This window comes from Citrobacter sp. R56 (assembly GCF_016811995.1).
Taxonomy (GTDB): domain Bacteria; phylum Pseudomonadota; class Gammaproteobacteria; order Enterobacterales; family Enterobacteriaceae; genus Citrobacter_D; species Citrobacter_D enshiensis.
On record NZ_CP069159.1, the window covers coordinates 2,138,242 to 2,162,449 of the forward strand.

Consider the following 24,208-nt stretch of genomic DNA (forward strand, 5'->3'; position numbering starts at 1 on the left):
ATAAAGTTATCTCAGAAACAACTATGGACTTACAGTCAGGGCATCATTCTATTTTTAGGAACGAAAATGAAACTATCTGTATTTTGTAAAGTGGGGCTTATTGCATCCGCGTCTGTGGGCATGGTGAATGCCTCTTATGCTGCCGCTGGAGCATCAAGCGGCACAATTACCTTTGATGGGAGAATTACCGCCTCTACCTGTGAGGCGACAGTCAATGGTGTTGCTGCCGACGGTAACGTAACATTGCCACCGGTCGCCGTCTCTGCATTTCATGCTGATACCGCCGGGCGCACACCGTTTACCATTGAACTGGCAAATTGTGAGTTAACCACGCCTGATACCAAGGTCGGAGCGTTTTTTGAACCCGATGGTGTTCAGGTGGATTCCGCAACCGGGCATCTGAATAACACCGCAGCAGCAGGTGCGGCGACCGGCGTCAGTCTGCAATTGTTAAATGGCACTGACGATTCACCGATTAATGTCGGCGATGCAGGGCAGGCAGGTGCTGATTCTACGCAATATGTGGTGCCTGACACTACGAGCAAGAAGGGAACCCTTTCTTATTTTGTAGAGTACTACAAAATAAACCCAGCCACTGCCCCTACTGCCGGTGCGGTACAAGGCAAAGTTGTCTACGACCTTATTTACAAATAACCTACTTAAGAGTGTTATGACCAAATGTTTATTCCTATGATTCTGTCCAGACGTAACGTAAAGTTTTTATTAGTAGCGCTATCAGGGATGACGGCATCATGTTATAGCACTCTTTCTTGTGCTGGCATTGTATTAAGCGGAACCCGCGTTATTTATCCCGCGGAACAAAATGAAGTTACTGTGAATATGAAAAATTCCGGTAAAGCCCCCGTGCTGGCACAAAGCTGGATTGATGATGGTAATCAATCCGCAACGCCGGATAAAATCACATCTCCGTTTGTTTTAACGCCGCCCATTAATCGGGTAGATGCCGGAAAGGGGCAGACATTAAGGATCAGTCTGGTAGATGGCAAGGGGATTCCGACAAATAAAGAATCCGTTTTTTATCTGAACGTACTGGAAATCCCTGCAAAGTCAAAAAATGCCGCTGGGAATAACCATCTTAGTATCGCGTTCAGAACCCGGATAAAGTTATTTTATCGTCCGGAAGGTTTAAGCGGAAGTGCGGGTGAAGCACCAGACGCATTGCAGTGGTCAATCAGTAATGGCGGTGTAAAAGCCACCAATCCTACACCTTATTATATTACTCTCGGGACAGTGACCTATACCCAGGGTGGAAGTAAACATGTTGAAGATGGAAAAATGATCGCACCTGGAAGCAGCACTGACTTTCATTTTAAAAATATAAGTGCGATTAGTGATATTCACGCAATTACTTTTACGTCAATTAATGACTATGGCGCTGCGGTCAAACATAACCAGGGCAAATAGTCTTAAGCTCTGCCTCTGGTGGAAATATTATGATTATCTTGTTCCCCATTATTTTATTTTTGGCGTTAAACATTCTTATTGTGCAATGTTCGGTGGCTGCCACAGGGGATATGCCGACTCCACCGGCAGAGGATCAAGTGGAGTTTGATTCTGATTTTGTGAAACAGCCAGCGGGACAGTCCGTAGATTTAGCCCGTTTCTCCAACGGGGCTAACGTGCTGCCGGGTGTTTATAAAATCGCTGTAGCGTTGAATCAACAAACGCTGACAGTGACAGAAGTTGAGTTTAAGGCGGCAGATAACAAAAATGTCATCCCTTGCATTCCGCTGAGTGTACTCAATTTGATTAATTTCAAAAAAGATCAAATTAATTTCACTCAGTGGGATTCCCTCACTGAAAATACGCAATGTATCAACCTTAAGACGATCATTCCTGAAGCGGAGCTGGATTTTGACAACCAGAATCAGCAGTTAAACATTTCTATACCGCAAATATTTTATCAATAAACAGCCACGAGGATCAGTGCCTGCCTCTATGTGGGACAGCGGTATTCCAGCGATGATGTTGAGCTACAACATGAACGCGTATCAATCTAAAAGTAATGGCTATGATTCAAAGTCGTTTTATACCGCGATTAACGGCGGATTGAATATTGGCTCCTGGTATTTACGCCATAATGGTTCGTATAACTGGGCTGATACGACTGGTGGGCGTTACAGCGTCCTGAATACTTACGTTCAGCATGATTTACCGCGCATTTCCGGCCGTCTGGTGATGGGGCAGACCAACACCAGCGGTCAGCTGTTCGATACTGTACCGTTAACCGGCGTTCAGGTCGCCAGCGACGAGCGTATGCTGCCGGAATCACAGCGAGGTTATGCGCCAGAAATTCGCGGTATAGCGAAAACTAACGCGAAAGTTACGGTGAAACAAAGCGGGCAGACCATTTACGAAACCACTGTTTCTCCTGGCGCTTTTGTCATCAACGATCTTTATCCCACCGGTTACGGCGGTAACCTGGATGTCACCATTGAAGAGGCCGATGGTTCGCAGCAGAATTTTTCGATTCCTTATGCTTCAGTGACCCAGCTCTTACGCCCCGGCAGTCAGCGTTACAGCCTGAGCTTAGGTAAGCTGCGTAGTGACAGTGTTTCCAGCGACCCGAAATTGCTTGAAGCGACATTTCAACGCGGTTTCTCTAACCTGATTACCGGCTATGCCGGTTTGCAGGCGAATAAAGATTACCAGGCGGTAAAAGTGGGGACCGCACTGGGGTTGCAAATTGGCGCGATCGCTTTTGATGTCACCCAATCGAAGACGCATTTACCGTCGCCAGATGCGCAGGATATCTCCGGACAAAGCTATCAGGTCAGCTACAGCAAGCTGATTAATGAAACCAACAGTAACATTACCCTGGCGGCATACCGTTTTTCGAGCAGCGGTTATATGGATTACATGACCGCAATGGAAAGTATTCAGGCGGTTAAAGACGGTGAAGACAGAAACACCATTCAGCGCGAAAAAAACCGGTTTACGGTCACAATAAGCCAGGGACTGGCTGACGACTGGGGACAGCTCTATCTCAGTGGTTCTTTGCAGGACTACTGGGGACAAGATAATTATGAACGCCAGTATCAGTTTGGTTACTCGAATCACTATAAACAGCTGAGCTACAGCATCAACGTAACCCGTAGCCAGGATGCCTGGGGCGAATCGCAGACCAGCTATTATCTGAATCTGTCATTCCCGCTGTGGGAGAACCACGACAGCAACTATGCGCCACAGATGAGTCTGAGCTACAACCAGGACACCAATGGTCGTTCAGGTGAACAGGCGATGATTTCAGGGAGTGCGGGAGAGGACAACCAACTGTCCTGGAACGCCAGCGGTATGCATGACAGTGAGGCAGGGACTTCCGCGAGCTTTGGCGGCTCGTATCGGGGCAGCGTGGCGCAGATGTCAGGCAGTTACAGCCAGGGGCCGGACTATCACAGCACGTCTCTGAGCATGTCCGGGGCGATGGTTGCCCACTCTGGTGGACTGACGCTCTCTCCTTATAACAGCGATACCTTCACGCTGGTGGAAGCGAAAGGCGCGGAAGGGGCGACGGTACCGTCATATCCGGGGATTAAGATCGATAGATTTGGTTATGCGTTGTTGCCGGCTTCCAGTCCGTATCAGCTGAACGATGTCTCGATCGATCCGAAAGGCACATCCCGGAATGTTGAGTTAGATAATACGTCGCAAAAAGTAGTCCCTCGTTTTGGCGCAGTCGTGAAAGTGAAATTCAATGCTGAGAAGGGCACGCCGATTTTAATTACCTCATCGTACTCAGGCAACGCGCTGCCGTTTGGCGCTGAGGTCTATGACGAAAAAGACCATAGCGTCGGCACGGTTGCGCAGGGGAGCACGATCTATGCCCGTGTCGCGGAACCGAAAGGAACGTTGAAGGTGAAATGGGGTGAGGATGGCACATCACAATGTTCTGTCAGCTATATGCTTGCGCCCGGTATCGAAGACGACACCAAGCAAACGGCTATTCAGCGGTTTAGTAATGAGTGTCGTTAGCCATAAGTTATTAATTAAGAATGTCTCATTTATTCACTGGTTCATCGATGCTTCATGTTATTGATGTTAGCTTGTTTAATGAGGTTTTTGATTGATCATTTAATATTAATTTTTTTGGTAAAATATAGATGAGAGTTATTAAACTTTGTTTTTTATTTATGCTATGCACATTTGCCCAACATGCGTGTGCCTGCTGGTACGCAGCGGGAGGGGCCACAAAACTCACCATAAATATGGGAAATATTACAACCCAATCAGAAGCCGGTAATGGCGTTCTCGCTACAGCCTCTGGGTTGATGACCAGTTTCGGGGGGGCACCAGCTGGGTTTTACTGTGGTAATGGCTCAAAATATTTGAGTGGTCAAATTGGTGTGTCGGGTGACAATAGTTTTAATCCAGGCATAACGTATGCCACAAATATTCCCGGCATAGGTGTTAAGATTTATTATTACAGCAGTGTTGCTTATAAATCAGAACCAACATCTCCTGTGCAGACCGCGTTAACTATGGATTTTACCCTCCCCAACACCTCAACGATGTATCAGAACAAAAACGCCGCGATTAAAGTTGAATTAGTGAAAACAGGCCCCGTCTCTGCTGTGTCAGGGGGAAGCTTAACCTTTACTGCAAGCAATTTTATGGTAGCAGATAATCTTTTGGGAGATGAGAGTCCTGCACTTGATTTAGCCGACCTTAAAATAAACGCCACCATTACCGTCAACACCTGCAATGTCGACGCAACATCACCTACACGAGTAGACCTGGAACCCGCTGATGCCAACACCTTACCGCGCAAAGGGGCGACGACTGGGGATACCCCGTTTGAGATTCGGCTAAAATGTACAGGTAAAACAGACGTCAATTTATTGCTTGATGGACAAGAAGATACCGATGTTACCGGCCAGGGCGTGTTGGCAATTAAAAAAACGGCAGAGTCAGCAAAAGGGATTGGTCTTCAGCTTCTGTATAATGATCTGCCTGTTGAGTTGGAAAAAGAATTCTCTGCTGGCATGTCTGCAGAAGGTACTTTCACTATTCCTCTGACTGCCAGGTATTACCGAACCACAGAAATACCAGTGAAGGCTGGTGATGTTTCCGCTACGGTGGTTTATAGCCTGACCTATAAATAACGCTGTTCGGTTGCGTCTCCTGATTAAGCGCACTTCTAAGCGGCTATCAGTCACTCTATTTCCGTATATAAAATCTGTAATGACGTATAATTTAACCTATAAATAAAATCACTATGTGCCGTACCGATCACGATTTAAATTTCACATCATGGGGTTAAGAAAAGGCAGAATGATTTCTGCCTTTATCTTTTTCTTTACCGATCCTTCCGCCATGCATCCGCTGTTAACGCCTCACCAAAATGCCCGGCAATCAGCCGTTTGGTCAGCTCATGCAACGGCGAGGCAAGCACGTCGGAGGTGCTGCCGCGCTCGACGACTTCGCCCTGGTGCATAACTAAAACCTGATCGCTGATATGTTTCATCATCCCGATATGCTGGGTAACATAAATATAAGAGATACCCTGTTTCTCCTGTAATTCCAGCATCAGATTAATGAGCTGCGAACGCATCGACATATCCAGCGACGCCAACGCTTCGTCCGCGATGATCACCTTCGGGCGCAAAATCAGCGCACGGGCCAATCCCAGACGCTGTTTTTGCCCTGGCGCCAGCATGTGCGGATAATAACTGACGTGATCGGGAAGCAAACCGACCATCCGCATGGTTTCCACAATTTGCTTCTGGCGCTGTTCAGGCTCGAGATCCGTGTTCAGACGCAGCGGGAAATCGAGGATCTGCGAGATACGCTGGCGCGGGTTGAGCGACGTCGACGGGTCCTGAAAAATCATTCGAATACACTGGCTACGAAACGAATAATCGCCGTAGTGCAGGGGATGATCGTCAATCAGCAGCTCGCCGCTGGTCGGTTCGATCATGCCCGCCAGCATTTTCGCCAGCGTCGATTTACCGGAACCATTCTCGCCAATAATGGCGAGGGTTTGCTTTTCACGCAGGGTAAAGCTCAGCGGTTTTACCGCCTCAACGGTCTGACGGCGAAACCAGCCTGTACGATAGCGAAAGGTTTTGCTCAGATTGCGGACTTCAAGCAGCGTTTCCACCATGTCACTCTTTCTCCATATTCAGCGGGAAATGACAGGCGTAGAGATGATTCTTTACCCCGGTCAGGCGCGGGGTTTCAATACATTCTCGTTGAGCATACGGGCAGCGAGGCCCCAGACGACAACCTATCGGTAATTGTTCAAGCAAGGGGATCGCCCCAGGCATCGTATTCAGGCGGCTTTTATGCGGCATGGCGCTGCCAAAGTCGGGGATAGCGCGGATCAACGCCTGGGTATACGGATGGTGCGGGGTCGTCACCAAATCTTTGCTGAGCGCGGTTTCCACCGTTTGCCCGCAGTACATCACGTTGATTTTGTCTGCCCACTGACTCAGCATCTGCAGGTCGTGGCTGATCAGCAAAATCGTGGTGTTGCTGTTCTGATTCAAACGGGTCAGCAGGCGAAAAATTTGCGCCTGCGTGGTGGGCTCCATCGCGTTAGTCGGTTCGTCGGCAATCAACAAACGCGGCTGGTTAGCCAGCGCGATGGCGATCATCACTTTCTGGCACTCACCATCGGTCAGCTCATAGGGAAAACTGCGCATCGCATCTTTATGATCTTTAATGCCGACACGGTGCAACAATTCAATGGCGCGGCGTTTGCGCCAGCCAATCCGCTGCCACCAGCGTCCTTTGTAGGTCCAGGCCGGAATATTTTGCATCAACTGGCGACCCACGCGCTCGGACGGATCAAGACAGGACTGTGGCTCCTGAAAGATCATGGAGACGTTGTGACCGACCAGCTTACGACGCTCACGCGAGGAGAGACGCAGCAGGTCGATATCATCAAAGCGCATACGGTCGGCGGTGACGCGCCAGTTATCTTTCGCGACCCCGCAAATCGCTTTGGCGATCAAACTTTTTCCAGACCCTGATTCACCCACCAGACCACGGATTTCGCCTTCGTTTAAGGTCATGCTGATCCGATCGACGGCTTTTACCCATCCTTCGTCGGTTCTGAATTCAATGGTGAGGTTACGAATATCCAGTAATGGCATTATTCCACCCCCGCAATAATCGCCCGACGCAGGCCGTCGCCAAGCAGGTTAACCAGCAGCACGCTGATCATAATGGCACCGCCTGGCAGCATTACGGTCCACGGCGCAACATAAATCAGCTCCAGCGCGTCTCCGAGCATAGCTCCCCATTCGGGAGAGGGTAGCTGCGCGCCAAGATCCAGAAAACCCAACGCCGCAATGTCGAGGATCGCCATCGAGAGCGCGCGGGTGATTTCGGTGATCAAACCGGCCGTGATGTTGGGCAGAATCGCAAACCAGAGAATATTCAGTGTGGTCGCGCCATCCAGACGGGCGGCAATCACGTACTCTTTTTCCAGCTCATCATGCACCATGCTGTAGACAGAACGCACCATACGCGGCAGTAACGCCAGCCAGACCGCAAACATCGCATGGCTTAAATGCGGACCCGCAAACGCCACCACGATAATTGCCAGCAGCAGCGACGGAATAGAGAGCAGCGTATCCAGAATGTGATTCAGTACGGCGGAGCGTAAGCCGTGGGTCGCCCCGGCAACCACCCCAAGCACCAGACCGCAAATCGTGGCGGCGAGCGTCACCACAAATGCGCCGCCGACGGTGGGCGCGGCGCCACTCAGCAATCGACTTAAGACGTCGCGCCCCAGATCGTCGGTGCCGAGAAAGAACGACACTTCGCCGTAGCGAGACCAGGAAGGCGGCAAAAGCTGATAGCCGAGGAACTGTTGATCAATACCGTAGGGAGCAAACCAACTGCCAAAAATGCACAATAGCACCAGTCCCGCGCAGCCATACAGGCCGACCATCGCAGTGGTATCGCCATAAAATTTCCGCCAGGCCGTGCGTAGCGTACCCGGTGGGCGTTTTTCGCTGTATACGCTATCGTAGGGCATACCATTCCTTATGTTTCAGCGGGTTAGCCATGGCACCCAAAATATCAGATAACACATTGACGATGATGACCAGGGAGCCAATTACCATCACACCGGCGGAAATAGCGGCATAGTCTTGTTGGCGAATGGCGTTGATCAACCAGCGGCCCAGTCCCGGCCAGCTAAAGACCATCTCGGTGATCATCGCCAGCGTCAACATAGTCGAAAATTGCAAACCAAGACGTGGGATCACCGGGGGAAGCGCGTTGTGCAACACGTGACGGCGCAGAATCGTCAGACGTGATAAGCCTCGGGTGGCCGCCGCTTTCACATAGTTCTGGTCGTACACGTCAATCGTGCTGATCCGCATTAAACGAATCACCTCTGTGGTCGGGGCGACCGCCAGCGTCAGGACCGGCAATACCATGTGGCGCAATGCGCTCATCACCATCTCGTCACGCCAGGGCGAGTCAGAAATCCACGCATCAATAATGGCGAATCCGGTGACGGGTTTAACTTCATAGAGCAGATCAAAACGGCCAGACACCGGCAGCCAGCCGAGCGTCAGCGAAAAGAACAACGTCAGCAGCAGTGCCAGCCAAAACACGGGAATAGAAAATCCCAGCAGGGCGAGGGCGCTGATAACGCGATCGGGCCATTTATTGCGGGTCACGCCAGCCACCATCCCAATCGGGATGCCGACCATCAGGGCAAAGCCGAAGGCGAGAATACACAGCTCCATGGTGGCGGGAAACACCTCTTTAAGCTGCTCAGAGATTAACTGACCATTAATGCTGGAGACGCCGAAATCCCAGTGGATCAGGCCATTGAACCAGAATACCCACGCATTCCACAACGAGGCACCCTGAAGCGGCGCGTGCGGCGTAAAGTAACTCAGACTGAAGCCGATAAAGGTCAGGAAAAAGAGCGTGACCAGCAACAGCAAAAAACGACGCAGGGTGAAGATAATCATGGTTTTTTCACCTCTTTGGCTTTTTCCCGCGAGACACCCGCAAAAGAGGCGTTGCCAAACGGACTGAGCACTAACCCTTTGATGTCATAGCGATAAGCCTGCAGACGCAACGATGAAGCCAGTGGCAGGATCGGCAACTCTGTCGCCAGGATATTTTGCGCTTCATCATACGCGTCAATGCGCGAGGCAAGCTGCTGAGAAGAAAGCGCTTTACGCAGAACGTTGTCAAACTCGGGATGACACCAGTGGGCGAAATTCGTTTGCGAGTTAATGGCGGCGCAACTCAGCAGCGGACGGAAAAAACTGTCCGGATCGTTACTGTCCGTTGCCCAGCCAGACAACGTCAAATCATGGTTCATGTCCATCAACCGCGCCTCCTGGAAACGCCCCTCTACAGGGACAATCACCACTTTTACCCCTACCTGAGCCATGTCTGCCTGGATCAGTTCAGCCGTTTTCAGCGGACTTGGGTTCCATGCCTGAGAACTGGTTGGCACCCACAACTTCAGGGTTAAATTTTCCAGCCCCAGCGCTTTTAACTGCTCGCGGGATTTGGCGGGATTGTATTCTGTAATTTTAGCCTCGTTGTCATAGGCCCACGAGGCGCGCGGTAAAATAGAGGCGGCGGTTTCCGCCGTGCCGTAGTAGATCGACTGCATCAGACGCTGGTTATTGATGGCCAGCGCCAGCGCATGCCGCACTGCGGGGTTATTCAGCGGGGGTTTATTGGTATTAAACGCCAGATAGGCGATGTTCATTCCCGGGCGTAGCGTGAGTCGCAGGCGAGGATCGTCGCGTAAAATCGTTAACTGGCTGGCGGCAGGCCAGGCCAATACGTCACACTCACCGGTCAGCAATTTAGATAAACGACCCGTACCGCCAGACCCTAAATCGACGACAACCTGAGGCATCAGCGGCGTACCCCGCCAGAATTCGCCATGTCGTTGTAGACGAATGTACTGCCCTGACCGGTATTCAGAAAGCTGGAAAGGACCGGTACCGACAGGCTGACGATCCAGCAATTCCTGGTGATCCTGTTTGGCCAGGTTCGCCGCATATTCTGCAGACATCACCGAGGCGTAATGCGTCGCCAGATGCCATAAGAATGATGCATCAGGCTGCGTCAGACGGAACTCGACGGTGTAATTGTCCAGTTTGCGCACGCTTTCTACGTTATCGGCAAACTGCAGGCTGTCGAAGTAGGGGAAATTTCCGCCATTGACGTAATGCCACGGATGATGACGGTCAAAAATACGCTCGAAGGTGAACACCACGTCATCCGCATTCAGTTTACGGGTGGGGGTAAACCAGGCCGTTTTTTGAAACGGAACGTCCCGGCGTAGGTTAAAACGGTAGGTTGCTCCGTTGTCGAGCACCTCCCAGCTTTCCGCCAGCTCAGGCATCAGGCGATAGGTATAAGGATCCACATCCAACAGCCGGTCGTACAGCTGGGCGGCAAGCGTGTCGACAATCAGACCGCTGCTCGCCTTTTGCGGATTAAAGGTGTTGACCTGCCCGCTGACACAGTAGACAAAGCCGCTCTCGCGAATATCAGCACGCGGGGGCTGTTCAGGCGCAGCTGCAGCCTGACCACTGAGAAGTCCAGCTATCACTACCAGAGACGATAAAACCAGGCGCATAATTTTTAAGGTTTTTAGATTCGATCTACAAAGTGTATCGCACTACGACCCACCAGGTAAAAATGTCTGCGGGTAACTGGTGCAAATGTCATCAATTCTGGTGAAGGAATCACTAAATCTGATGTTTTTTGAGCAATGCGCGCAGTTGATGGTAGGTCAGACCCAATAATTCAGCGGCGCGTTTCTGATTAAATTTTGCCTGCTGTAGACTGCGTTGCAGTAAATCTCTCTCCTGCTGTTGCTGAAATTCACGTAAATCCACCGGCAGTGCAGGGGAAGCAGCGGGAGATTCCGTGTTCTCAACGGCAACGGTATGTCGCTTAAACGGATTGAGAATGATCTCGTCGAGCGGGTAATCGCTGGTGCCATGTCGGTAGACCGAACGTTCAACCACATTTTTCAGCTCACGAATATTGCCAGGCCAGCGGTAGTGCAGCAGGGTCTCTTTTGCGCGCTCGCTGAATCCGGGGAAAAGCGGCAGACGGATTTCACGACACATCTGAATCGCAAAATGTTCCGCCATTAACATGATATCGGTCTGGCGCTCACGAAGCGGTGGGAGCTGCACCACATCGAAAGCCAGCCTGTCCAGCAGGTCGGCGCGAAACGTCCCGTCATCAACCATCCGGGGCAGATCGGCGTTGGTGGCGCAGACCAGTCGCACATTGACCTGCAGCGGCTGACTACCGCCGACGCGTTCCAGCTCACCGTATTCGATGACCCGCAGCAGTTTTTCTTGCACCAGCATGGGAGCGGTGGCCAACTCATCGAGAAACAACGTGCCGCCATCGGCACGCTCAAAACGACCTGGATGGCGCTTTTGCGCGCCGGTAAATGCACCCGCTTCATGGCCAAATAATTCCGTGTCGAGCAGGTTTTCATTAAGCGCGGCGCAGTTCAGCGAAATAAACGGCCCCTGCCAGCGAGAAGAGAGAAAGTGCAGGCGGTTGGCGATGAGCTCTTTCCCCGTCCCGCGTTCACCAATAATCAGCACCGGTTTATCCAGCGGCGCCAGATGAGAAACCTGCTCCAGCACTTCAATAAAACTGTTGGCTTCACCGAGAAGGTTATCTTTGTATTCTGTCATGATGAAATTCACCACTTGTTAGCGTTATTCACCACTTTAACCTGAATTGCCTCCGAGGTAAAATTATACATATTATTATTAATCAATAGCTTAAAAAGTTGGCACGTGAATTGTATTAGAGCTACAGCAGGGCATAGCCCGACATCAGAAAAATTGTGAGGATTGAATTATGGGTATTTTTTCTCGTTTTGCCGACATCGTGAACGCCAACATTAACGCGCTGTTGGAAAAGGCTGAAGATCCGCAGAAACTGGTGCGACTGATGATTCAGGAAATGGAAGACACCCTGGTTGAAGTCCGTTCCAACTCTGCGCGAGCGCTGGCGGAAAAGAAACAGTTGTCCCGTCGCATTGAGCAGGCCGTAGCCCAGCAGACAGAGTGGCAGGAGAAAGCGGAACTGGCGCTGCGTAAAGAGAAAGACGATCTGGCGCGCGCCGCGTTAATTGAAAAGCAGAAACTGACCGATCTGATCGCCACCCTGGAACATGAAGTGACGTTGGTGGACGACACGCTGACGCGCATGAAGAAAGAGATTGGCGAACTGGAGAACAAGCTCAGTGAAACTCGTGCCCGTCAGCAGGCGCTGATGTTACGTCACCAGGCCGCAAGCTCCTCCCGTGATGTACGCCGTCAACTGGACAGCGGCAAGCTGGACGAAGCCATGGCCCGCTTTGAATCGTTTGAGCGCCGTATTGATCAGATGGAAGCGGAAGCGGAAAGCCATAATTTTGGCAAACAGAGAACGCTGGATCAGCAGTTTGCCGACCTGAAAGCAGATGATGAAATCGGCGAGCAACTGGCGCAGTTGAAAGCCAAAATGAAGCAAGATAATCAATAATAACCGCAGGCGGCGTCTGAGTACGCCGCCGCTCATCACCTGTAAGGAGTACTCATGAGCGCGCTATTTCTGGCCATTCCGTTAACCATTTTTGTGTTGTTTGTGTTGCCGATTTGGTTATGGCTGCATTACAGCAACCGTTCCAGTCGTGGGGAACTGTCGCAAAGTGAGCAGCAACGTCTGGCGCAATTAACCGACGACGCGCAACGGATGCGTGAACGCATTCAGACGCTGGAAGACATTCTTGATGCTGAACATCCGAACTGGAGGGATCGCTAATGGGAGGGATTAATTTGAATAAAAAGCTCTGGCGCATTCCGCAGCAGGGCATGGTGCGTGGCGTCTGTGCCGGGATCGCAAACTACCTTGATGTGCCGGTGAAACTGGTGCGGATCCTGGTGGTGCTGTCGATTTTCTTCGGGCTGGCGTTCTTTACGCTGGTTGCGTATATCATTTTGACGTTTGTGCTTGATCCGTTGCCGGACAACATGACCACTGGCGAGCAATCCCCCTCAAGCGGTGAATTGCTGGATGCCGTCGACAGGGAACTGGCCGCGGGCGAAAAGCGTCTGCGTGAAATGGAGCGCTATGTTACGTCCGACACCTTCACGCTGCGTAGCCGTTTCCGTCAGTTGTAATGAAGAGAGCTCATAAGATGGATACACGCTGGCAACGCGCCGGGCAAAAGATGAAGCCGGGCGTTAAACTCGCAGGGAAACTGGTTCTGCTGACCGCGTTACGCTATGGCCCGGCCGGTGTGGCAGGGTGGGCTATTAAATCCGTCGCTCGTCGCCCGCTGAAAATGTTGCTGGCGTTGGCGCTGGAACCCCTGTTAAGACGTGCGGCGGCAAAAATCTCCCGCCGCTATGGTGGCAGCCATTCCTGATCACAGGGTTGCACATAAAAACAAACAATTTATTCACAATCGACTGGCGAATTTGCGGCAGCTCACAAATACGATTTTTGGGCTGCTGAAATCCTTTTTTTTACCCCCTCCAAACCCCCTTGCTTGATTGACAGCTTATTTTCTGCAAGGTAGTCTCCCTATCCATGGGACCGCTACCACGGAAAATGAAAGTGAACCAAAAAATCAAACATTACCTGACAGAAGTTTACGGAGATACATTTACATCCCGTCACTATGGTGTGTTGTCTGACCGCATTAAACGATCGCAATCATTAATTAAAAAAACACGTAAACCACACTGGGATGAGAACGATGTGGTTCTCATTACTTATGCCGATCAGTTTCACAGTTCGTCAGCAAAACCGCTTCCAACGTTTAACCAATTTTATCATTACCGGTTAAAAACAATTTTTTCCCATGTTCATTTATTACCTTTTTATCCCTGGTCTTCTGACGACGGTTTTTCCGTTATCGATTATCACCAGGTTGCGAAAGAAACAGGGGAGTGGACAGATATTGCTGAACTGGGTCAAGCCAGCCAATTAATGTTTGATTTTGTCTGCAATCATATGTCGGCGAAAAGTGAATGGTTTAAAAACTATTTACAGCAAACGCCTGGCTTTGAAAATTTCTTTGTTGAAATGGACCCGAATACCGATCTTTCGGCAGTAACACGCCCGCGGGCTTTACCGTTACTGACGCCATTTACCCTGTCGGATAATTCGGTTCGCCATTTATGGACAACGTTTAGCGATGACCAGGTCGATCTTAATTACAGCAACCCGGATGTTCTGCTGGCGATGGTCGATGTTTTGCTGAACTACCTTGAGCAAGGCGCGGATTATGTGCGTTTAGACGCCGTGGGTTTTATGTGGAAGGAGCCTGGCACGTCGTGTATTCATCTGGAGAAAACACATACTCTGATCAAACTGTTTCGTGCGATTACGGATGAAGCGGCGCCGGGCACCGCGATGATTACTGAGACCAATGTTCCGCATAAAGACAATATTTCCTATTTCGGCGATGGGCATGATGAAGCCCACATGGTCTATCAGTTCTCGCTGCCACCGCTGGTGCTGCATGCCATAAAGCGCCAGGATGCCTCCGCCCTGTGCCAGTGGGCGCAGTCGTTGGCATTGCCTTCGGAAAAAACGACCTGGTTCAACTTCCTGGCGTCGCACGACGGCATTGGTCTGAACCCGTTACGTGGGCTCTTGCCAGAAGAGGAGATCTTAGCGCTGGTCTCTGAGCTGCAGCAAGAGGGCGCACTGGTCAACTGGAAGAACAATCCTGATGGCAGCCGCAGCCCTTATGAAATCAACGTCACGTACATGGATGCGTTGAGTACGCGTGATAGCAGCAACCAGGAACGGCTTGCCCGATTTACGCTGGCGCATGCCATTTTATTAAGTTTTCCAGGTGTACCCGCTATTTATATTCAGAGCATTCTGGGTTCACGTAATGACTATGACGGCGTTGAAAAATTAGGTTACAACCGGGCTATTAACCGTAAAAAATATGATATTGATGAGATTGAAGCGGAATTAAGTTCGACGGAGACGTTACGCTATGACGTTTATCGCGCGCTGTCACGCTTGATTAAATTGAGACGCGAACATTGCGCTTTCCATCCCGACAGCGGTTTTGACATCGGTAATATCACGCCATCTGTAATGCAAATTACCCGTACGGCTGAGAATGGCGAGGTCATTATTGCGTTATTTAATATTAGCGAAAAATGCCAGACGATTTCCGATGATGCAGTGACCGGTTTTGATTTGATTTCTGAAAAAGAAATCAATACGAAAGAATTAACCCTGGATCCATGGCAGGTTATGTGGATTAAAAAATAAAAAGGAGCATCTAATGCTTAAATCAAAAATTGTGCTGTTATCAGCACTGGTTTCCTGCGCCCTGATTTCCGGATGCAAAGAAGATAAAAAAGAAAACGTCTCCATTGAATTTATGCATTCTTCTGTGGAACAGGAACGCCAGGCCGTTATTTCAGCGCTCATTGCTCGCTTTGAAAAAGAAAACCCTGGCATTACGGTTAAACAAGTGCCGGTTGAAGAAGACGCCTATAACACGAAGGTGATTACCCTGGCGAGAAGTGGTTCTTTACCTGAGGTCATTGAGACCAGCCATGACTACGCCAAAGTGATGGATAAAGAACAGCTTATCGACCGCAAGGCGGTGGCGAATGTTATCCAGGCGGTAGGTGAAAACGCGTTTTATGACGGCGTGTTGCGTATTGTTCGTACGGAAGATGGTTCAGGATGGACCGGCGTGCCCGTTAGCGCGTGGATCGGCGGTATCTGGTATCGCAAGGATGTGCTGGCAAAGGCCGGGCTGGCAGAGCCGACAAACTGGCAGCAATTGCTGGTGGTCGCCAAAACGCTCAACGATCCGGCGCACAAAAAATATGGCATTGCGTTGCCAACGGCTGAAAGCGTGCTGACGGAACAGTCCTACTCGCAGTTTGCGCTGTCGAACAAAGCGAACGTCTTTGATGCCCAGGGGAAAATCACGCTGGATACGCCAGAAATGGCGCAAGCGCTGGACTATTACCGTGAGCTGGCGGCGTACACCATGCCCGGCTCCAACGACATTATGGAAGTCAAAGACGCCTTTATGAATGGCACGGCACCAATGGCGATCTACTCGACGTACATTCTTCCGGCGGTCATTAAAGAGGGCGACCCGCAAAATGTTGGGTTTATGGTGCCAACAGAACAAACGTCGGCGGTGTACGGCATGCTGACCTCTCTGACTCTGACCTCGGGTCAGAAAGAGGAAGAAACCCAGGCGGCAGAGAAGTTTGTCACCTTTATGGAGCAGGCGGACAACATCGCGGATTGGGTCATGATGTCGCCCGGAGCGGCACTCCCGGTGAATAAAGCGGTTGTGAACACGGCAACATGGAAAGACAACAGCGTTATCAAGGCGCTGGGGGAATTGCCGAATCAGCTCATTGCTGAACTGCCGAATATTCAGGTGTTTGGTGCGGTAGGGGATAAAAACTTTACCCGCATGGGTGATGTCACCGGTTCAGGCGTGGTGAGTACGATGGTACACAACGTCACGGTAGGCAAAGCCGATCTCTCTTCAACAATCAAGGAAAGCCAGAAACAACTGGATACCCTTGTTGAGCAGCGTTAATGCGGATGTGGAAAGCAGTTATGAATAGGTTTTTTTCAGGTCGTTCCGACATGCCCTTTGCCATGCTGCTGCTGGCGCCCAGCTTGTTGCTGCTGGGCGGCCTGGTCGCCTGGCCGATGATATCGAATATCGAAATCAGCTTCCTGCGGTTACCGCTGAACCCGCGCATTGAGTCTACCTTTGTCGGACTTGAGAACTACATGCGTATCCTGACCGACCCGGGTTTTTGGCATTCGCTCTGGATGACGGTCTGGTATACCACGCTGGTGGTGGCGGGGAGTACGGCGCTGGGACTTGGCGTGGCGATGTTCTTTAACCGCGAATTTCGCCTGCGTAAGACCGCGCGCTCGCTGGTGATCCTCTCGTACGTGACGCCATCGATCTCGCTGGTCTTTGCATGGAAGTACATGTTCAACAATGGCTACGGCATTGTGAACTACCTGGGTGTCGATTTACTCCATCTCTACGACCAGGCGCCGCTGTGGTTTGACAACCCCGGAAGCAGCTTTGTTTTAGTGGTGCTGTTCGCCATCTGGCGTTACTTCCCTTACGCATTTATTTCGTTTTTAGCCATTTTGCAGACCATTGATAAATCGCTGTATGAAGCGGCAGAGATGGACGGCGCTAATGCCTGGCAACGTTTTCGTATCGTCACATTGCCCGCCATTATGCCGGTGCTGGCGACGGTCATTACGTTACGCACCATCTGGATGTTCTACATGTTCGCCGACGTTTATCTGCTGACGACCAAGGTGGATATCCTCGGGGTGTATCTCTACAAAACAGCATTTGCATTTAATGACTTAGGTAAAGCAGCCGCAATCTCTGTGGTGCTCTTTATCATCATCTTTGCCGTCATTTTGCTGACCAGAAAACGGGTGAATCTCAATGGCAACAAATAAACGCATACTGGGTCGTATCGGCTTTTACTGCGGCCTGGCGCTGTTCCTTATCATCACGCTGTTTCCTTTCTTCGTGATGCTGATGACGTCGTTCAAGAGCGCGAAAGAAGCCATCTCCCTGCACCCGACGCTGCTGCCACAGCAGTGGACGCTGGAGCACTACGTCGACATTTTTAACCCGCTCATCTTTCCGTTCGTGGATTACTTCCGCAACAGTCTGGTGGTGTCGGTGACGTCATCCGTTGTGGCGGTCTTTTTGGGGACGCTGGGGGCGTATGCCTTGTCGCGCCTGCGTTTTAAAGGGCGTATGACCATCAACGCCAGCTTTTACACGGTGTACATGTTCTCCGGGATTTTGCTGGTTGTTCCGCTGTTCAAGATCATCACGGCGCTCGGTGTTTATGACACAGAGATGGCGCTGATCATCACCATGGTGACGCAAACGCTGCCGACCGCCGTCTTCATGCTGAAAAGCTACTTCGACACCATTCCGGATGAAATTGAAGAAGCGGCGATGATGGATGGGCTGAACCGTCTGCAAATCATCTTCCGCATCACGGTGCCGCTGGCGATATCGGGGCTGGTGTCGGTATTTGTTTACTGCTTTATGGTGGCCTGGAACGACTATCTGTTCGCATCGATTTTCCTCTCCAGCGCCAGCAATTTCACACTTCCGGTGGGGCTGAACACCTTGTTTAGCACGCCTGACTATATCTGGGGACGCATGATGGCCGCCTCGCTGGTTACGGCATTGCCTGTCGTCATCATGTACGCGCTCTCCGAACGTTTTATTAAGAGTGGTTTGACCGCGGGTGGCGTGAAGGGCTAAAGCGGCCAGTTCAATAAAGGAGTTGTAAATGAAAAAGTTAATTGCCACTGAACCGCGCGTTGCGGCGCTTGTGGAGTATGAAGATCGTCCGGTTTTGGCGAACGAAGTGAAAATCCGGGTGTTGTTCGGCGCGCCGAAGCATGGCACTGAAGTGGTCGATTTCCGCGCCGCCAGTCCGTTCATTGATGAAGATTTCAATGCCGAGTGGCAAATGTTTATGCCGCGTCCGGAAGGCGCGCCACGCGGTATCGAATTCGGTAAATTCCAGCTCGGCAATATGGTGGTGGGCGACATTATTGAATGTGGCAGCGACGTGAGCGATTACGCAGTGGGTGACCGCGTCTGTGGATACGGTCCGCTCAGTGAGACCGTCATTATCAATGCCGTGAATAACTATAAGTTACGCAAGATGCCGGAAGGCAGTTCCTGGAAAAATGCGGTCTGCTATGACCCTGCGCAATTTGCCATGAGCGGCGTGCGTGATGCCAACGTGCGTGTGGGTGATTTTGTGGTGGTTGTCGGCTTGGGTGCGATTGGCCAGATTGCCGTTCAGTTAGCGAAGAAAGCCGGGGCCTCGGTGGTGATTGGTGTTGATCCTATCGCTCACCGCTGCGATATCGCGCTGCGTCATGGCGCCGATTTCTGTCTGAATCCTCTGGGCACCGACGTGGGCATGGAAATTAAAAAGCTCACCGGGAAGCAGGGTGCTGACGTGATCATCGAAACCAGCGGTTACGCCGATGCGCTGCAATCCGCGCTGCGTGGCCTGGCGTACGGCGGCACGATCTCCTATGTGGCATTTGCTAAACCGTTCGCAGAAGGGTTTAACCTTGGCCGCGAAGCGCATTTTAACAACGCCAAAATTGTCTTTTCTCGCGCCTGCAGCGAACCGAACCCGGATTACCCGCGCTGGAGCCGCAAACGTATTGAAGAGACCTGCTGGGAATTACTGATGAACGGTTATCTCGATTGTGAAGAGCTGATCGACCCGGTTGTCACCTTTGCCGACAGCCCGGAAAGCTACATGCAGTATGTAGACCGTCACCCGGAGCAGAGCATCAAAATGGGCGTCACGTTTTAATTCGAAAGGAATGTAAAAAGATGAAAATCGGAACACAGAATCAGGCGTTCTTCCCGGAAAATATTCTGGAAAAATTTCGTTATATCAAAAAAATGGGATTTGATGGCTTCGAAATTGACGGCAAATTACTGGTCAATAACCTTGAAGAAGTCAAAGCGGCGATTAAAGAAACCGGCCTGCCGGTGACGACCGCCTGCGGCGGATATGATGGCTGGATTGGCGATTTTATCGAAGAGCGCCGCCTGAACGGATTAAAGCAGATCGAGCGCATTCTGGAAGCACTGGCAGAGGTCGGCGGTAAAGGCATTATCGTCCCGGCGGCATGGGGCATGTTCACCTTCCGTCTGCCGCCGATGACCTCTCCGCGCAGCCTGGAAGGCGATCGCAACGCGGTGAGCGACTCGTTACGGGTACTTGACAAGGTTGCGCAACGCACCGGCACCGTGGTGTATCTGGAGCCGCTCAACCGCTATCAGGATCACATGATCAACACGCTCGCCGATGCCCGCCGTTATATCGTTGAAAACGATCTGAAACATGTACAGATCATCGGCGATTTCTATCACATGAATATCGAAGAAGACGATATGGCGAAGGCGTTGCATGACAACCGCGATCTTCTCGGTCATGTGCATATCGCGGACAACCATCGTTATCAGCCGGGTTCCGGCACCCTGAACTTTGGCGCGCTGTTCGATCAACTGCGTCAGGATAATTATCAGGGCTACATCGTGTATGAAGGTCGGGTCAGGGCAGACAACTTGCCGGAAGCCTACCGTCAGTCATTGGCCTGGCTGCGTACGTGCTAAGAGGATCTCTGTGAAGAGTGCAACGACAAACTCGCCCCTGCGTGTCGCCATTATCGGCGCCGGTCAGGTGGCGGATAAAGTTCATGCGTCGTACTACTGCACCCGTGCTGATCTTGAACTGGTGGCTGTCTGCGACAGCCGCCTGTCTCAGGCGCAGATGCTGGCAGAAAAGTACGGTAATGCGCAGGTATGGGACGACCCGCAGGCCATGCTCGAACAGGTCAAGCCCGATGTTGTCAGTATCTGCTCACCAAACCGTTTTCATTATGAGCACACCATGATGGCGCTCAACGCCGGTTGCCACGTGATGTGCGAAAAGCCGCCGGCCATGACACCGGAAGAAGCGGAGGAGATGTGCAGGACTGCCCGTCGAATGGGTAAGGTGCTGGCTTATGACTTCCACCACCGATTTGCACTCGATACCCAAATGCTCCGTGAACAGGTGACGGCCGGTGTATTAGGTGAAATCTATGTGACCAACGTTAAAGCGCTGCGTCGCTGCGGTGTGCCGGGGTGGGGCGTCTTTACAAACAAAGAATTACAGGGCGGCGGCCCGCTGATTGATATCGGTATTCATATGCTGGATGCCGCGATGTATGTACTGGGGTTTCCGGCGGTCAAACGCGTCCATGCCCACAGTTTTCAAAAGATTGGCACCCGCAAAAATAGCGGTCAGTTTGGTGAATGGGACCCGAGTACGTACACCGTTGAAGATGCGCTGTTTGGCACCGTTGAATTCCACAATGGGGGCATTTTGCGGCTCGAAACGTCCTTTGCGCTCAATATTGTCGAACAGTCGGTGATGAACGTGAATTTCTGCGGCGATAAAGCTGGCGCGACGCTGTTTCCTGCGCAGGTTTATAACGATCAGAGCGGGGAATTAAACATCCTGTTTAAGCGCGAGCTTGCGGATGACAATCGACATTTTCGCAGTATGGACGCGTTTGTGAATCACGTTCAGGGGGTGCCAGTCATGATTGCTGATGCTGAGCAAGGATTTGTGATTCAACAACTGGTCGCTGCGTTATACCAATCCGCCGAAACAGGAAAAAGCGTGGAATTATGACTAAGCCTGTAATGCTAACTGACGGCGCATTTTGCCTGCACAGCCTGAATAAATACGCATCGTTGATGACGACAGGCAATGGTTACATGGGGATCCGTGCCACCCATGAAGAAGATTACACGGTTCAAACCCGCGGCATGTACCTTGCCGGGATTTATCATCGTGCGGGGAAAGGCGAGATCAACGAACTGGTCAATCTTCCCGATGTTGTCGGGGTACACATAACCCTGAATGGCGAGATTTTTTCTCTGCAAAGCGGTGTGGTTGAAGACTGGCAGCGTGAACTTGATCTTGCCAGCGGGGAGTTGCGTCGCTCTCTCCTCTGGCATGCGCCAAAGGGCGGGCGTTTTCGTATTGAAAGTCGTCGTTTTGTCTCGACGGAGTCATTACCTCTGTTCGCGATGGAGCTCTCGATTACCCCGCTGGACGGTGACGCCGCGATCACGCTGTCAACAGGCATTGATGCCACGGTCACCAATCACGGTCGCCAGCATCTGGATGAAACACAAGTCCGGGTATTCGGTCAGAACCTGCTGCAAGGGGTTTACACCACCCAGGATGGCCGTACCGATATTGTGATTTCTGCGGCCTGTCGTGTGGATGGCGAGGTGCAGCGCTGCTTCACGGCGAAAGACCGCCGCCTGATGCAACACAACAGCGTGCAGGCGAGCGCAGGACAGCGTATCACGCTGGAAAAACTGGTCTGGATTGAATGGACCAGCGAGCGCAGCACCTCAATTGAAAATTGGGCAAGCCAGTCGCTCAATCAACTGGAAAGCTGTGCCGGACAGGGCTACGCGGCGTTGAAAGCGCATTCAGATGCAAACTGGTGCCACTGGTGGCAACGTCACCGCGTCGTCCTTGAAAGTACAAATGAGGAAGATCAGCGCGCGCTGGACTTTGCCCTCTATCATTTGCGCATTATGACGCCGTCGCACGATGAGCGTAGCAGCATTGGCGCGAAAGGTATGACCGGTGAAGGTTACAAAGGCCACGTATTCTGGGATACCGAAGTCTTTTTGCTGCCATTCCATCTGTTTACCGATCCGGCAATCGCCCGTGGGTTGCTGCGATATCGTTGGCACAATTTACCGGGCGCGAAAGAAAAAGCCCGTCGAAATGGTTGGCAGGGCGCGCTGTTTCCCTGGGAAAGCGCACGCAGCGGTGAAGAAGAGACACCGGAATTCGCGGCGATCAATATTCGTACCGGTCTGCGTCAGAAAGTGGCCTCCGCGCAGGCAGAGCATCACCTGGTGGCGGATATCGCGTGGGCCGTTGTGGGCTACTGGCAGGTGACAGGCGACATCGATTTCATGAAGCGTGAAGGGATGACGCTGTTGCTGGAAACCGCAAAATTCTGGTTAAGCCGCGCCACCGAGATTAATGGTCGGCTGGAAATCCATGATGTGATCGGGCCCGATGAGTATACCGAGCATGTGAATAACAATGCCTTCACCAGTTACATGGCCTATTACAACGTCGAACAGGCGCTCCATTTTGCCCGCATGTTCGGTAGTGCTGATGAAGCCTTTCTTCACCGTGCTGAGAACTTCTTGCAACGGTTGTGGCGTCCGGAAGTTCAGGAAGATGGTGTGCTCGCACAAGATGATACCTTCCTCAGCAAGCCGTGTATTGAACTCAGCAAGTATAAGGTAAAGGCAGGAAAACAAACGATTTTACTCGACTATTCGCGTGCCGAAGTCAATGAGATGCAAATTCTCAAGCAGGCGGATGTGGTGATGCTGACCTATATGTTGCCTGAACTTTTCAGCCCGCAGTCATGTCTGGCGAACCTGCGTTTTTACGAACCGCGAACCATCCATGACTCCTCTCTGAGCAAAGCGATACATGGCATTGTGGCTGCACGCTGCGGTGACCCGGCGCTGGGCTACCGCTTCTGGCAAGAGGGAACGCAGATCGATTTGGGCGAGGATCCGCACAGCTGTGATGACGGTATTCATGCTGCGGCGACGGGAGCTATCTGGTTAGGGGCGATACAGGGATTTGCCGGTTTAAGCCTGTATCAGGGGGCATTGCATCTCGCGCCGCGTTTACCTTCCGGCTGGAAACGCCTCTCTTTCCCGCTCATTTGGCAGGGCAGCGAAATGCACTTTTCCATCACCGCGGATGAAGTCAGCGTCACCAGTGCGACTGCCGTTCAGTTCTGGCTTAACGGACATTTGATGACGGTACAGGGCCAGCACATTTTGAAATTAAATGATTTTATTGCGCCCAAAATTGGGACCGCTACCATGGAGGCGGAATGAAACCTCAGGCTATCATCTTTGACCTGGACGGTGTGATTACCGATACCGCGCATCTCCACTTTCTGGCCTGGAAGCAGATTGCTGATGAAATCGGGATTCAGATCGATGAGGTTTTTAACGACAGCTTAAAAGGCATTAGCCGGATGGATTCGTTGCGACGCATTCTCCAGCATGGCGGCAAAGAAGGGGCGTTCAGCCCTGAGGAATGTGTTGCACTGGCGACCCGTAAAAATGCGCTTTACGTTGACTCCCTGCGCGAGTTGACCTCCCGCTCAGTGTTGCCGGGGATCCGGGAACTGTTGGGTGAGTTGCGCACGCAAGGGATCCCGATTGGTCTGGCATCGGTATCGCTGAATGCGCCGGTCATTTTGCAGGCTCTGGACATTGAGCACTATTTTGATTTCTGCGCGGATGCCGCAAAAATTACCTTATCAAAGCCGGACCCTGAGATTTTTATCGCAGCGTGCCGTGGATTAGGTGTCACTCCCGCAGAGTGTATTGGCATTGAGGACGCTCAGGCTGGCATTGATGCGATCAACGCCAGCGGTATGCGCTCCATCGGCATTGGTTCTGGCTTAACCGGCGCTGGAATGCTACTTCCTTCAACGCAATATTTGACGTGGCCGTGCTTATCGGCTTTCTGGCAAAACGAAAAGTAAGGGA

24 protein-coding genes are annotated in these 24,208 nt (G+C 51.5%); 18 read left to right on the forward strand and 6 right to left on the reverse strand.

Annotated features, from left to right (window positions below; translation table 11 throughout):
• Positions 1-66: 66 nt before the first annotated feature.
• The 5 genes from JM656_RS10245 to JM656_RS10265 all read left to right on the forward strand — a co-directional run bounded on the left by JM656_RS10245 (position 67) and on the right by JM656_RS10265 (position 5,123).
• Complete coding sequence (locus JM656_RS10245) at positions 67-654, forward strand: fimbrial protein (protein ID WP_203361043.1); 588 nt, start codon at positions 67-69, stop codon at positions 652-654.
• A 24-nt stretch (positions 655-678) separates the two neighbouring features.
• Positions 679-1,425: a molecular chaperone gene (locus JM656_RS10250; RefSeq protein WP_203361044.1), complete on the forward strand. Its 747-nt coding sequence runs from the start codon at positions 679-681 to the stop codon at positions 1,423-1,425.
• A gap of 29 nt (positions 1,426-1,454) precedes the next feature.
• Positions 1,455-1,931 (forward strand): FimD/PapC N-terminal domain-containing protein, encoded by a 477-nt coding sequence (locus JM656_RS10255; RefSeq protein ID WP_203361045.1) that lies wholly within the window; start codon positions 1,455-1,457, stop codon positions 1,929-1,931.
• Between the two features lie 16 nt (positions 1,932-1,947).
• A complete protein-coding gene (locus JM656_RS10260) occupies positions 1,948-3,993 on the forward strand; it encodes a fimbria/pilus outer membrane usher protein (RefSeq protein ID WP_203361046.1) in 2,046 nt (681 codons plus the stop codon).
• A gap of 128 nt (positions 3,994-4,121) precedes the next feature.
• A complete protein-coding gene (locus tag JM656_RS10265; RefSeq protein ID WP_203361047.1) occupies positions 4,122-5,123 on the forward strand; it encodes a fimbrial protein in 1,002 nt (333 codons plus the stop codon).
• A gap of 194 nt (positions 5,124-5,317) precedes the next feature.
• On the opposite strand, the gene sapF is transcribed toward JM656_RS10265, so the two are convergent.
• From sapF to pspF, 6 genes are all read right to left on the reverse strand, one after another.
• Positions 5,318-6,124: a peptide ABC transporter ATP-binding protein SapF gene (gene sapF, locus JM656_RS10270; RefSeq protein WP_192612366.1), complete on the reverse strand. Its 807-nt coding sequence runs from the start codon at positions 6,122-6,124 to the stop codon at positions 5,318-5,320.
• A gap of 1 nt (position 6,125) precedes the next feature.
• On the reverse strand, positions 6,126-7,118 hold the full coding sequence (gene sapD, locus JM656_RS10275) for a peptide ABC transporter ATP-binding protein SapD (protein WP_203361048.1): 993 nt from the start codon (positions 7,116-7,118) through the stop codon (positions 6,126-6,128).
• On the reverse strand, positions 7,118-8,008 hold the full coding sequence (gene sapC / locus JM656_RS10280; RefSeq protein ID WP_203361049.1) for a peptide ABC transporter permease SapC: 891 nt from the start codon (positions 8,006-8,008) through the stop codon (positions 7,118-7,120). The genes sapD and sapC overlap by 1 nt, the downstream gene beginning before the upstream one ends.
• Positions 7,995-8,960, reverse strand: coding sequence for a peptide ABC transporter permease SapB (gene sapB, locus JM656_RS10285; protein WP_203361050.1), 966 nt, complete (start codon positions 8,958-8,960; stop codon positions 7,995-7,997). The genes sapC and sapB overlap by 14 nt, the downstream gene beginning before the upstream one ends.
• Positions 8,957-10,600, reverse strand: a complete 1,644-nt coding sequence (gene sapA, locus JM656_RS10290) for an ABC transporter substrate-binding protein SapA (protein ID WP_203361051.1) — start codon at positions 10,598-10,600, stop codon at positions 8,957-8,959. The genes sapB and sapA overlap by 4 nt, the downstream gene beginning before the upstream one ends.
• Before the next feature lie 112 nt (positions 10,601-10,712).
• Positions 10,713-11,687 carry a phage shock protein operon transcriptional activator gene (gene pspF / locus JM656_RS10295; RefSeq protein WP_203361052.1) on the reverse strand — a complete coding sequence of 325 codons (975 nt, stop codon included), beginning with the start codon at positions 11,685-11,687 and terminating at the stop codon, positions 10,713-10,715.
• A gap of 169 nt (positions 11,688-11,856) precedes the next feature.
• Here pspF and pspA point away from each other — a divergent pair, with 169 nt between their 5' ends.
• The 13 genes from pspA (at position 11,857) to pgmB (ending at position 24,204) form a co-directional block, all read left to right on the forward strand.
• A complete protein-coding gene (gene pspA, locus JM656_RS10300) occupies positions 11,857-12,525 on the forward strand; it encodes a phage shock protein PspA (RefSeq protein WP_203361053.1) in 669 nt (222 codons plus the stop codon).
• A 54-nt stretch (positions 12,526-12,579) separates the two neighbouring features.
• On the forward strand, positions 12,580-12,804 hold the full coding sequence (pspB, locus tag JM656_RS10305; protein ID WP_203361054.1) for an envelope stress response membrane protein PspB: 225 nt from the start codon (positions 12,580-12,582) through the stop codon (positions 12,802-12,804).
• Positions 12,804-13,163: an envelope stress response membrane protein PspC gene (gene pspC, locus JM656_RS10310; RefSeq protein WP_192612358.1), complete on the forward strand. Its 360-nt coding sequence runs from the start codon at positions 12,804-12,806 to the stop codon at positions 13,161-13,163. Before pspB ends, pspC begins: the two co-directional genes overlap by 1 nt.
• Positions 13,164-13,180: 17 nt before the next feature.
• Positions 13,181-13,411 (forward strand): phage shock protein PspD, encoded by a 231-nt coding sequence (gene pspD / locus JM656_RS10315; protein WP_203361055.1) that lies wholly within the window; start codon positions 13,181-13,183, stop codon positions 13,409-13,411.
• Between the two features lie 164 nt (positions 13,412-13,575).
• Entirely contained in the window at positions 13,576-15,285 is a 1,710-nt protein-coding gene (locus JM656_RS10320) for a sugar phosphorylase (RefSeq protein ID WP_304521087.1), read from the forward strand.
• Positions 15,286-15,298: 13 nt separating this feature from the next.
• Positions 15,299-16,591, forward strand: coding sequence for an ABC transporter substrate-binding protein (locus JM656_RS10325; RefSeq protein ID WP_203361057.1), 1,293 nt, complete (start codon positions 15,299-15,301; stop codon positions 16,589-16,591).
• Positions 16,592-16,611: 20 nt separating this feature from the next.
• Positions 16,612-17,493, forward strand: coding sequence for a carbohydrate ABC transporter permease (locus JM656_RS10330; RefSeq protein WP_203361058.1), 882 nt, complete (start codon positions 16,612-16,614; stop codon positions 17,491-17,493).
• Entirely contained in the window at positions 17,480-18,322 is an 843-nt protein-coding gene (locus JM656_RS10335; protein ID WP_203361059.1) for a carbohydrate ABC transporter permease, read from the forward strand. The genes JM656_RS10330 and JM656_RS10335 overlap by 14 nt, the downstream gene beginning before the upstream one ends.
• Before the next feature lie 28 nt (positions 18,323-18,350).
• A complete protein-coding gene (locus tag JM656_RS10340; protein WP_203361060.1) occupies positions 18,351-19,403 on the forward strand; it encodes a zinc-binding alcohol dehydrogenase in 1,053 nt (350 codons plus the stop codon).
• Between the two features lie 20 nt (positions 19,404-19,423).
• Entirely contained in the window at positions 19,424-20,212 is a 789-nt protein-coding gene (locus tag JM656_RS10345; protein WP_203361061.1) for a sugar phosphate isomerase/epimerase, read from the forward strand.
• Between the two features lie 10 nt (positions 20,213-20,222).
• Complete coding sequence (locus JM656_RS10350; RefSeq protein WP_203361062.1) at positions 20,223-21,278, forward strand: Gfo/Idh/MocA family protein; 1,056 nt, start codon at positions 20,223-20,225, stop codon at positions 21,276-21,278.
• Positions 21,275-23,545, forward strand: a complete 2,271-nt coding sequence (locus JM656_RS10355; RefSeq protein WP_203361063.1) for a glycoside hydrolase family 65 protein — start codon at positions 21,275-21,277, stop codon at positions 23,543-23,545. Before JM656_RS10350 ends, JM656_RS10355 begins: the two co-directional genes overlap by 4 nt.
• Positions 23,542-24,204, forward strand: a complete 663-nt coding sequence (gene pgmB, locus JM656_RS10360; RefSeq protein WP_203361064.1) for a beta-phosphoglucomutase — start codon at positions 23,542-23,544, stop codon at positions 24,202-24,204. The genes JM656_RS10355 and pgmB overlap by 4 nt, the downstream gene beginning before the upstream one ends.
• Positions 24,205-24,208 lie beyond the last annotated feature (4 nt).

Bases quoted from the DNA above. Each gene is read 5' to 3' on its own strand.
- JM656_RS10245 (WP_203361043.1), top strand. From the start codon at position 67: ATGAAACTATCTGTATTTTGTAAAGTGGGGCTTATTGCATCCGCGTCT.
- JM656_RS10250 (WP_203361044.1), top strand. From the start codon at position 679: ATGTTTATTCCTATGATTCTGTCCAGACGTAACGTAAAGTTTTTATTA.
- JM656_RS10255 (WP_203361045.1), top strand. From the start codon at position 1,455: ATGATTATCTTGTTCCCCATTATTTTATTTTTGGCGTTAAACATTCTT.
- JM656_RS10265 (WP_203361047.1), top strand. From the start codon at position 4,122: ATGAGAGTTATTAAACTTTGTTTTTTATTTATGCTATGCACATTTGCC.
- sapF (WP_192612366.1), bottom strand. From the start codon at position 6,124: ATGGTGGAAACGCTGCTTGAAGTCCGCAATCTGAGCAAAACCTTTCGC.
- sapD (WP_203361048.1), bottom strand. From the start codon at position 7,118: ATGCCATTACTGGATATTCGTAACCTCACCATTGAATTCAGAACCGAC.
- sapC (WP_203361049.1), bottom strand. From the start codon at position 8,008: ATGCCCTACGATAGCGTATACAGCGAAAAACGCCCACCGGGTACGCTA.
- sapB (WP_203361050.1), bottom strand. From the start codon at position 8,960: ATGATTATCTTCACCCTGCGTCGTTTTTTGCTGTTGCTGGTCACGCTC.
- sapA (WP_203361051.1), bottom strand. From the start codon at position 10,600: ATGCGCCTGGTTTTATCGTCTCTGGTAGTGATAGCTGGACTTCTCAGT.
- pspF (WP_203361052.1), bottom strand. From the start codon at position 11,687: ATGACAGAATACAAAGATAACCTTCTCGGTGAAGCCAACAGTTTTATT.
- pspA (WP_203361053.1), top strand. From the start codon at position 11,857: ATGGGTATTTTTTCTCGTTTTGCCGACATCGTGAACGCCAACATTAAC.
- pspB (WP_203361054.1), top strand. From the start codon at position 12,580: ATGAGCGCGCTATTTCTGGCCATTCCGTTAACCATTTTTGTGTTGTTT.
- pspC (WP_192612358.1), top strand. From the start codon at position 12,804: ATGGGAGGGATTAATTTGAATAAAAAGCTCTGGCGCATTCCGCAGCAG.
- pspD (WP_203361055.1), top strand. From the start codon at position 13,181: ATGGATACACGCTGGCAACGCGCCGGGCAAAAGATGAAGCCGGGCGTT.
- JM656_RS10320 (WP_304521087.1), top strand. From the start codon at position 13,576: ATGGGACCGCTACCACGGAAAATGAAAGTGAACCAAAAAATCAAACAT.
- JM656_RS10325 (WP_203361057.1), top strand. From the start codon at position 15,299: ATGCTTAAATCAAAAATTGTGCTGTTATCAGCACTGGTTTCCTGCGCC.
- JM656_RS10330 (WP_203361058.1), top strand. From the start codon at position 16,612: ATGAATAGGTTTTTTTCAGGTCGTTCCGACATGCCCTTTGCCATGCTG.
- JM656_RS10335 (WP_203361059.1), top strand. From the start codon at position 17,480: ATGGCAACAAATAAACGCATACTGGGTCGTATCGGCTTTTACTGCGGC.
- JM656_RS10340 (WP_203361060.1), top strand. From the start codon at position 18,351: ATGAAAAAGTTAATTGCCACTGAACCGCGCGTTGCGGCGCTTGTGGAG.
- JM656_RS10345 (WP_203361061.1), top strand. From the start codon at position 19,424: ATGAAAATCGGAACACAGAATCAGGCGTTCTTCCCGGAAAATATTCTG.
- JM656_RS10355 (WP_203361063.1), top strand. From the start codon at position 21,275: ATGACTAAGCCTGTAATGCTAACTGACGGCGCATTTTGCCTGCACAGC.
- pgmB (WP_203361064.1), top strand. From the start codon at position 23,542: ATGAAACCTCAGGCTATCATCTTTGACCTGGACGGTGTGATTACCGAT.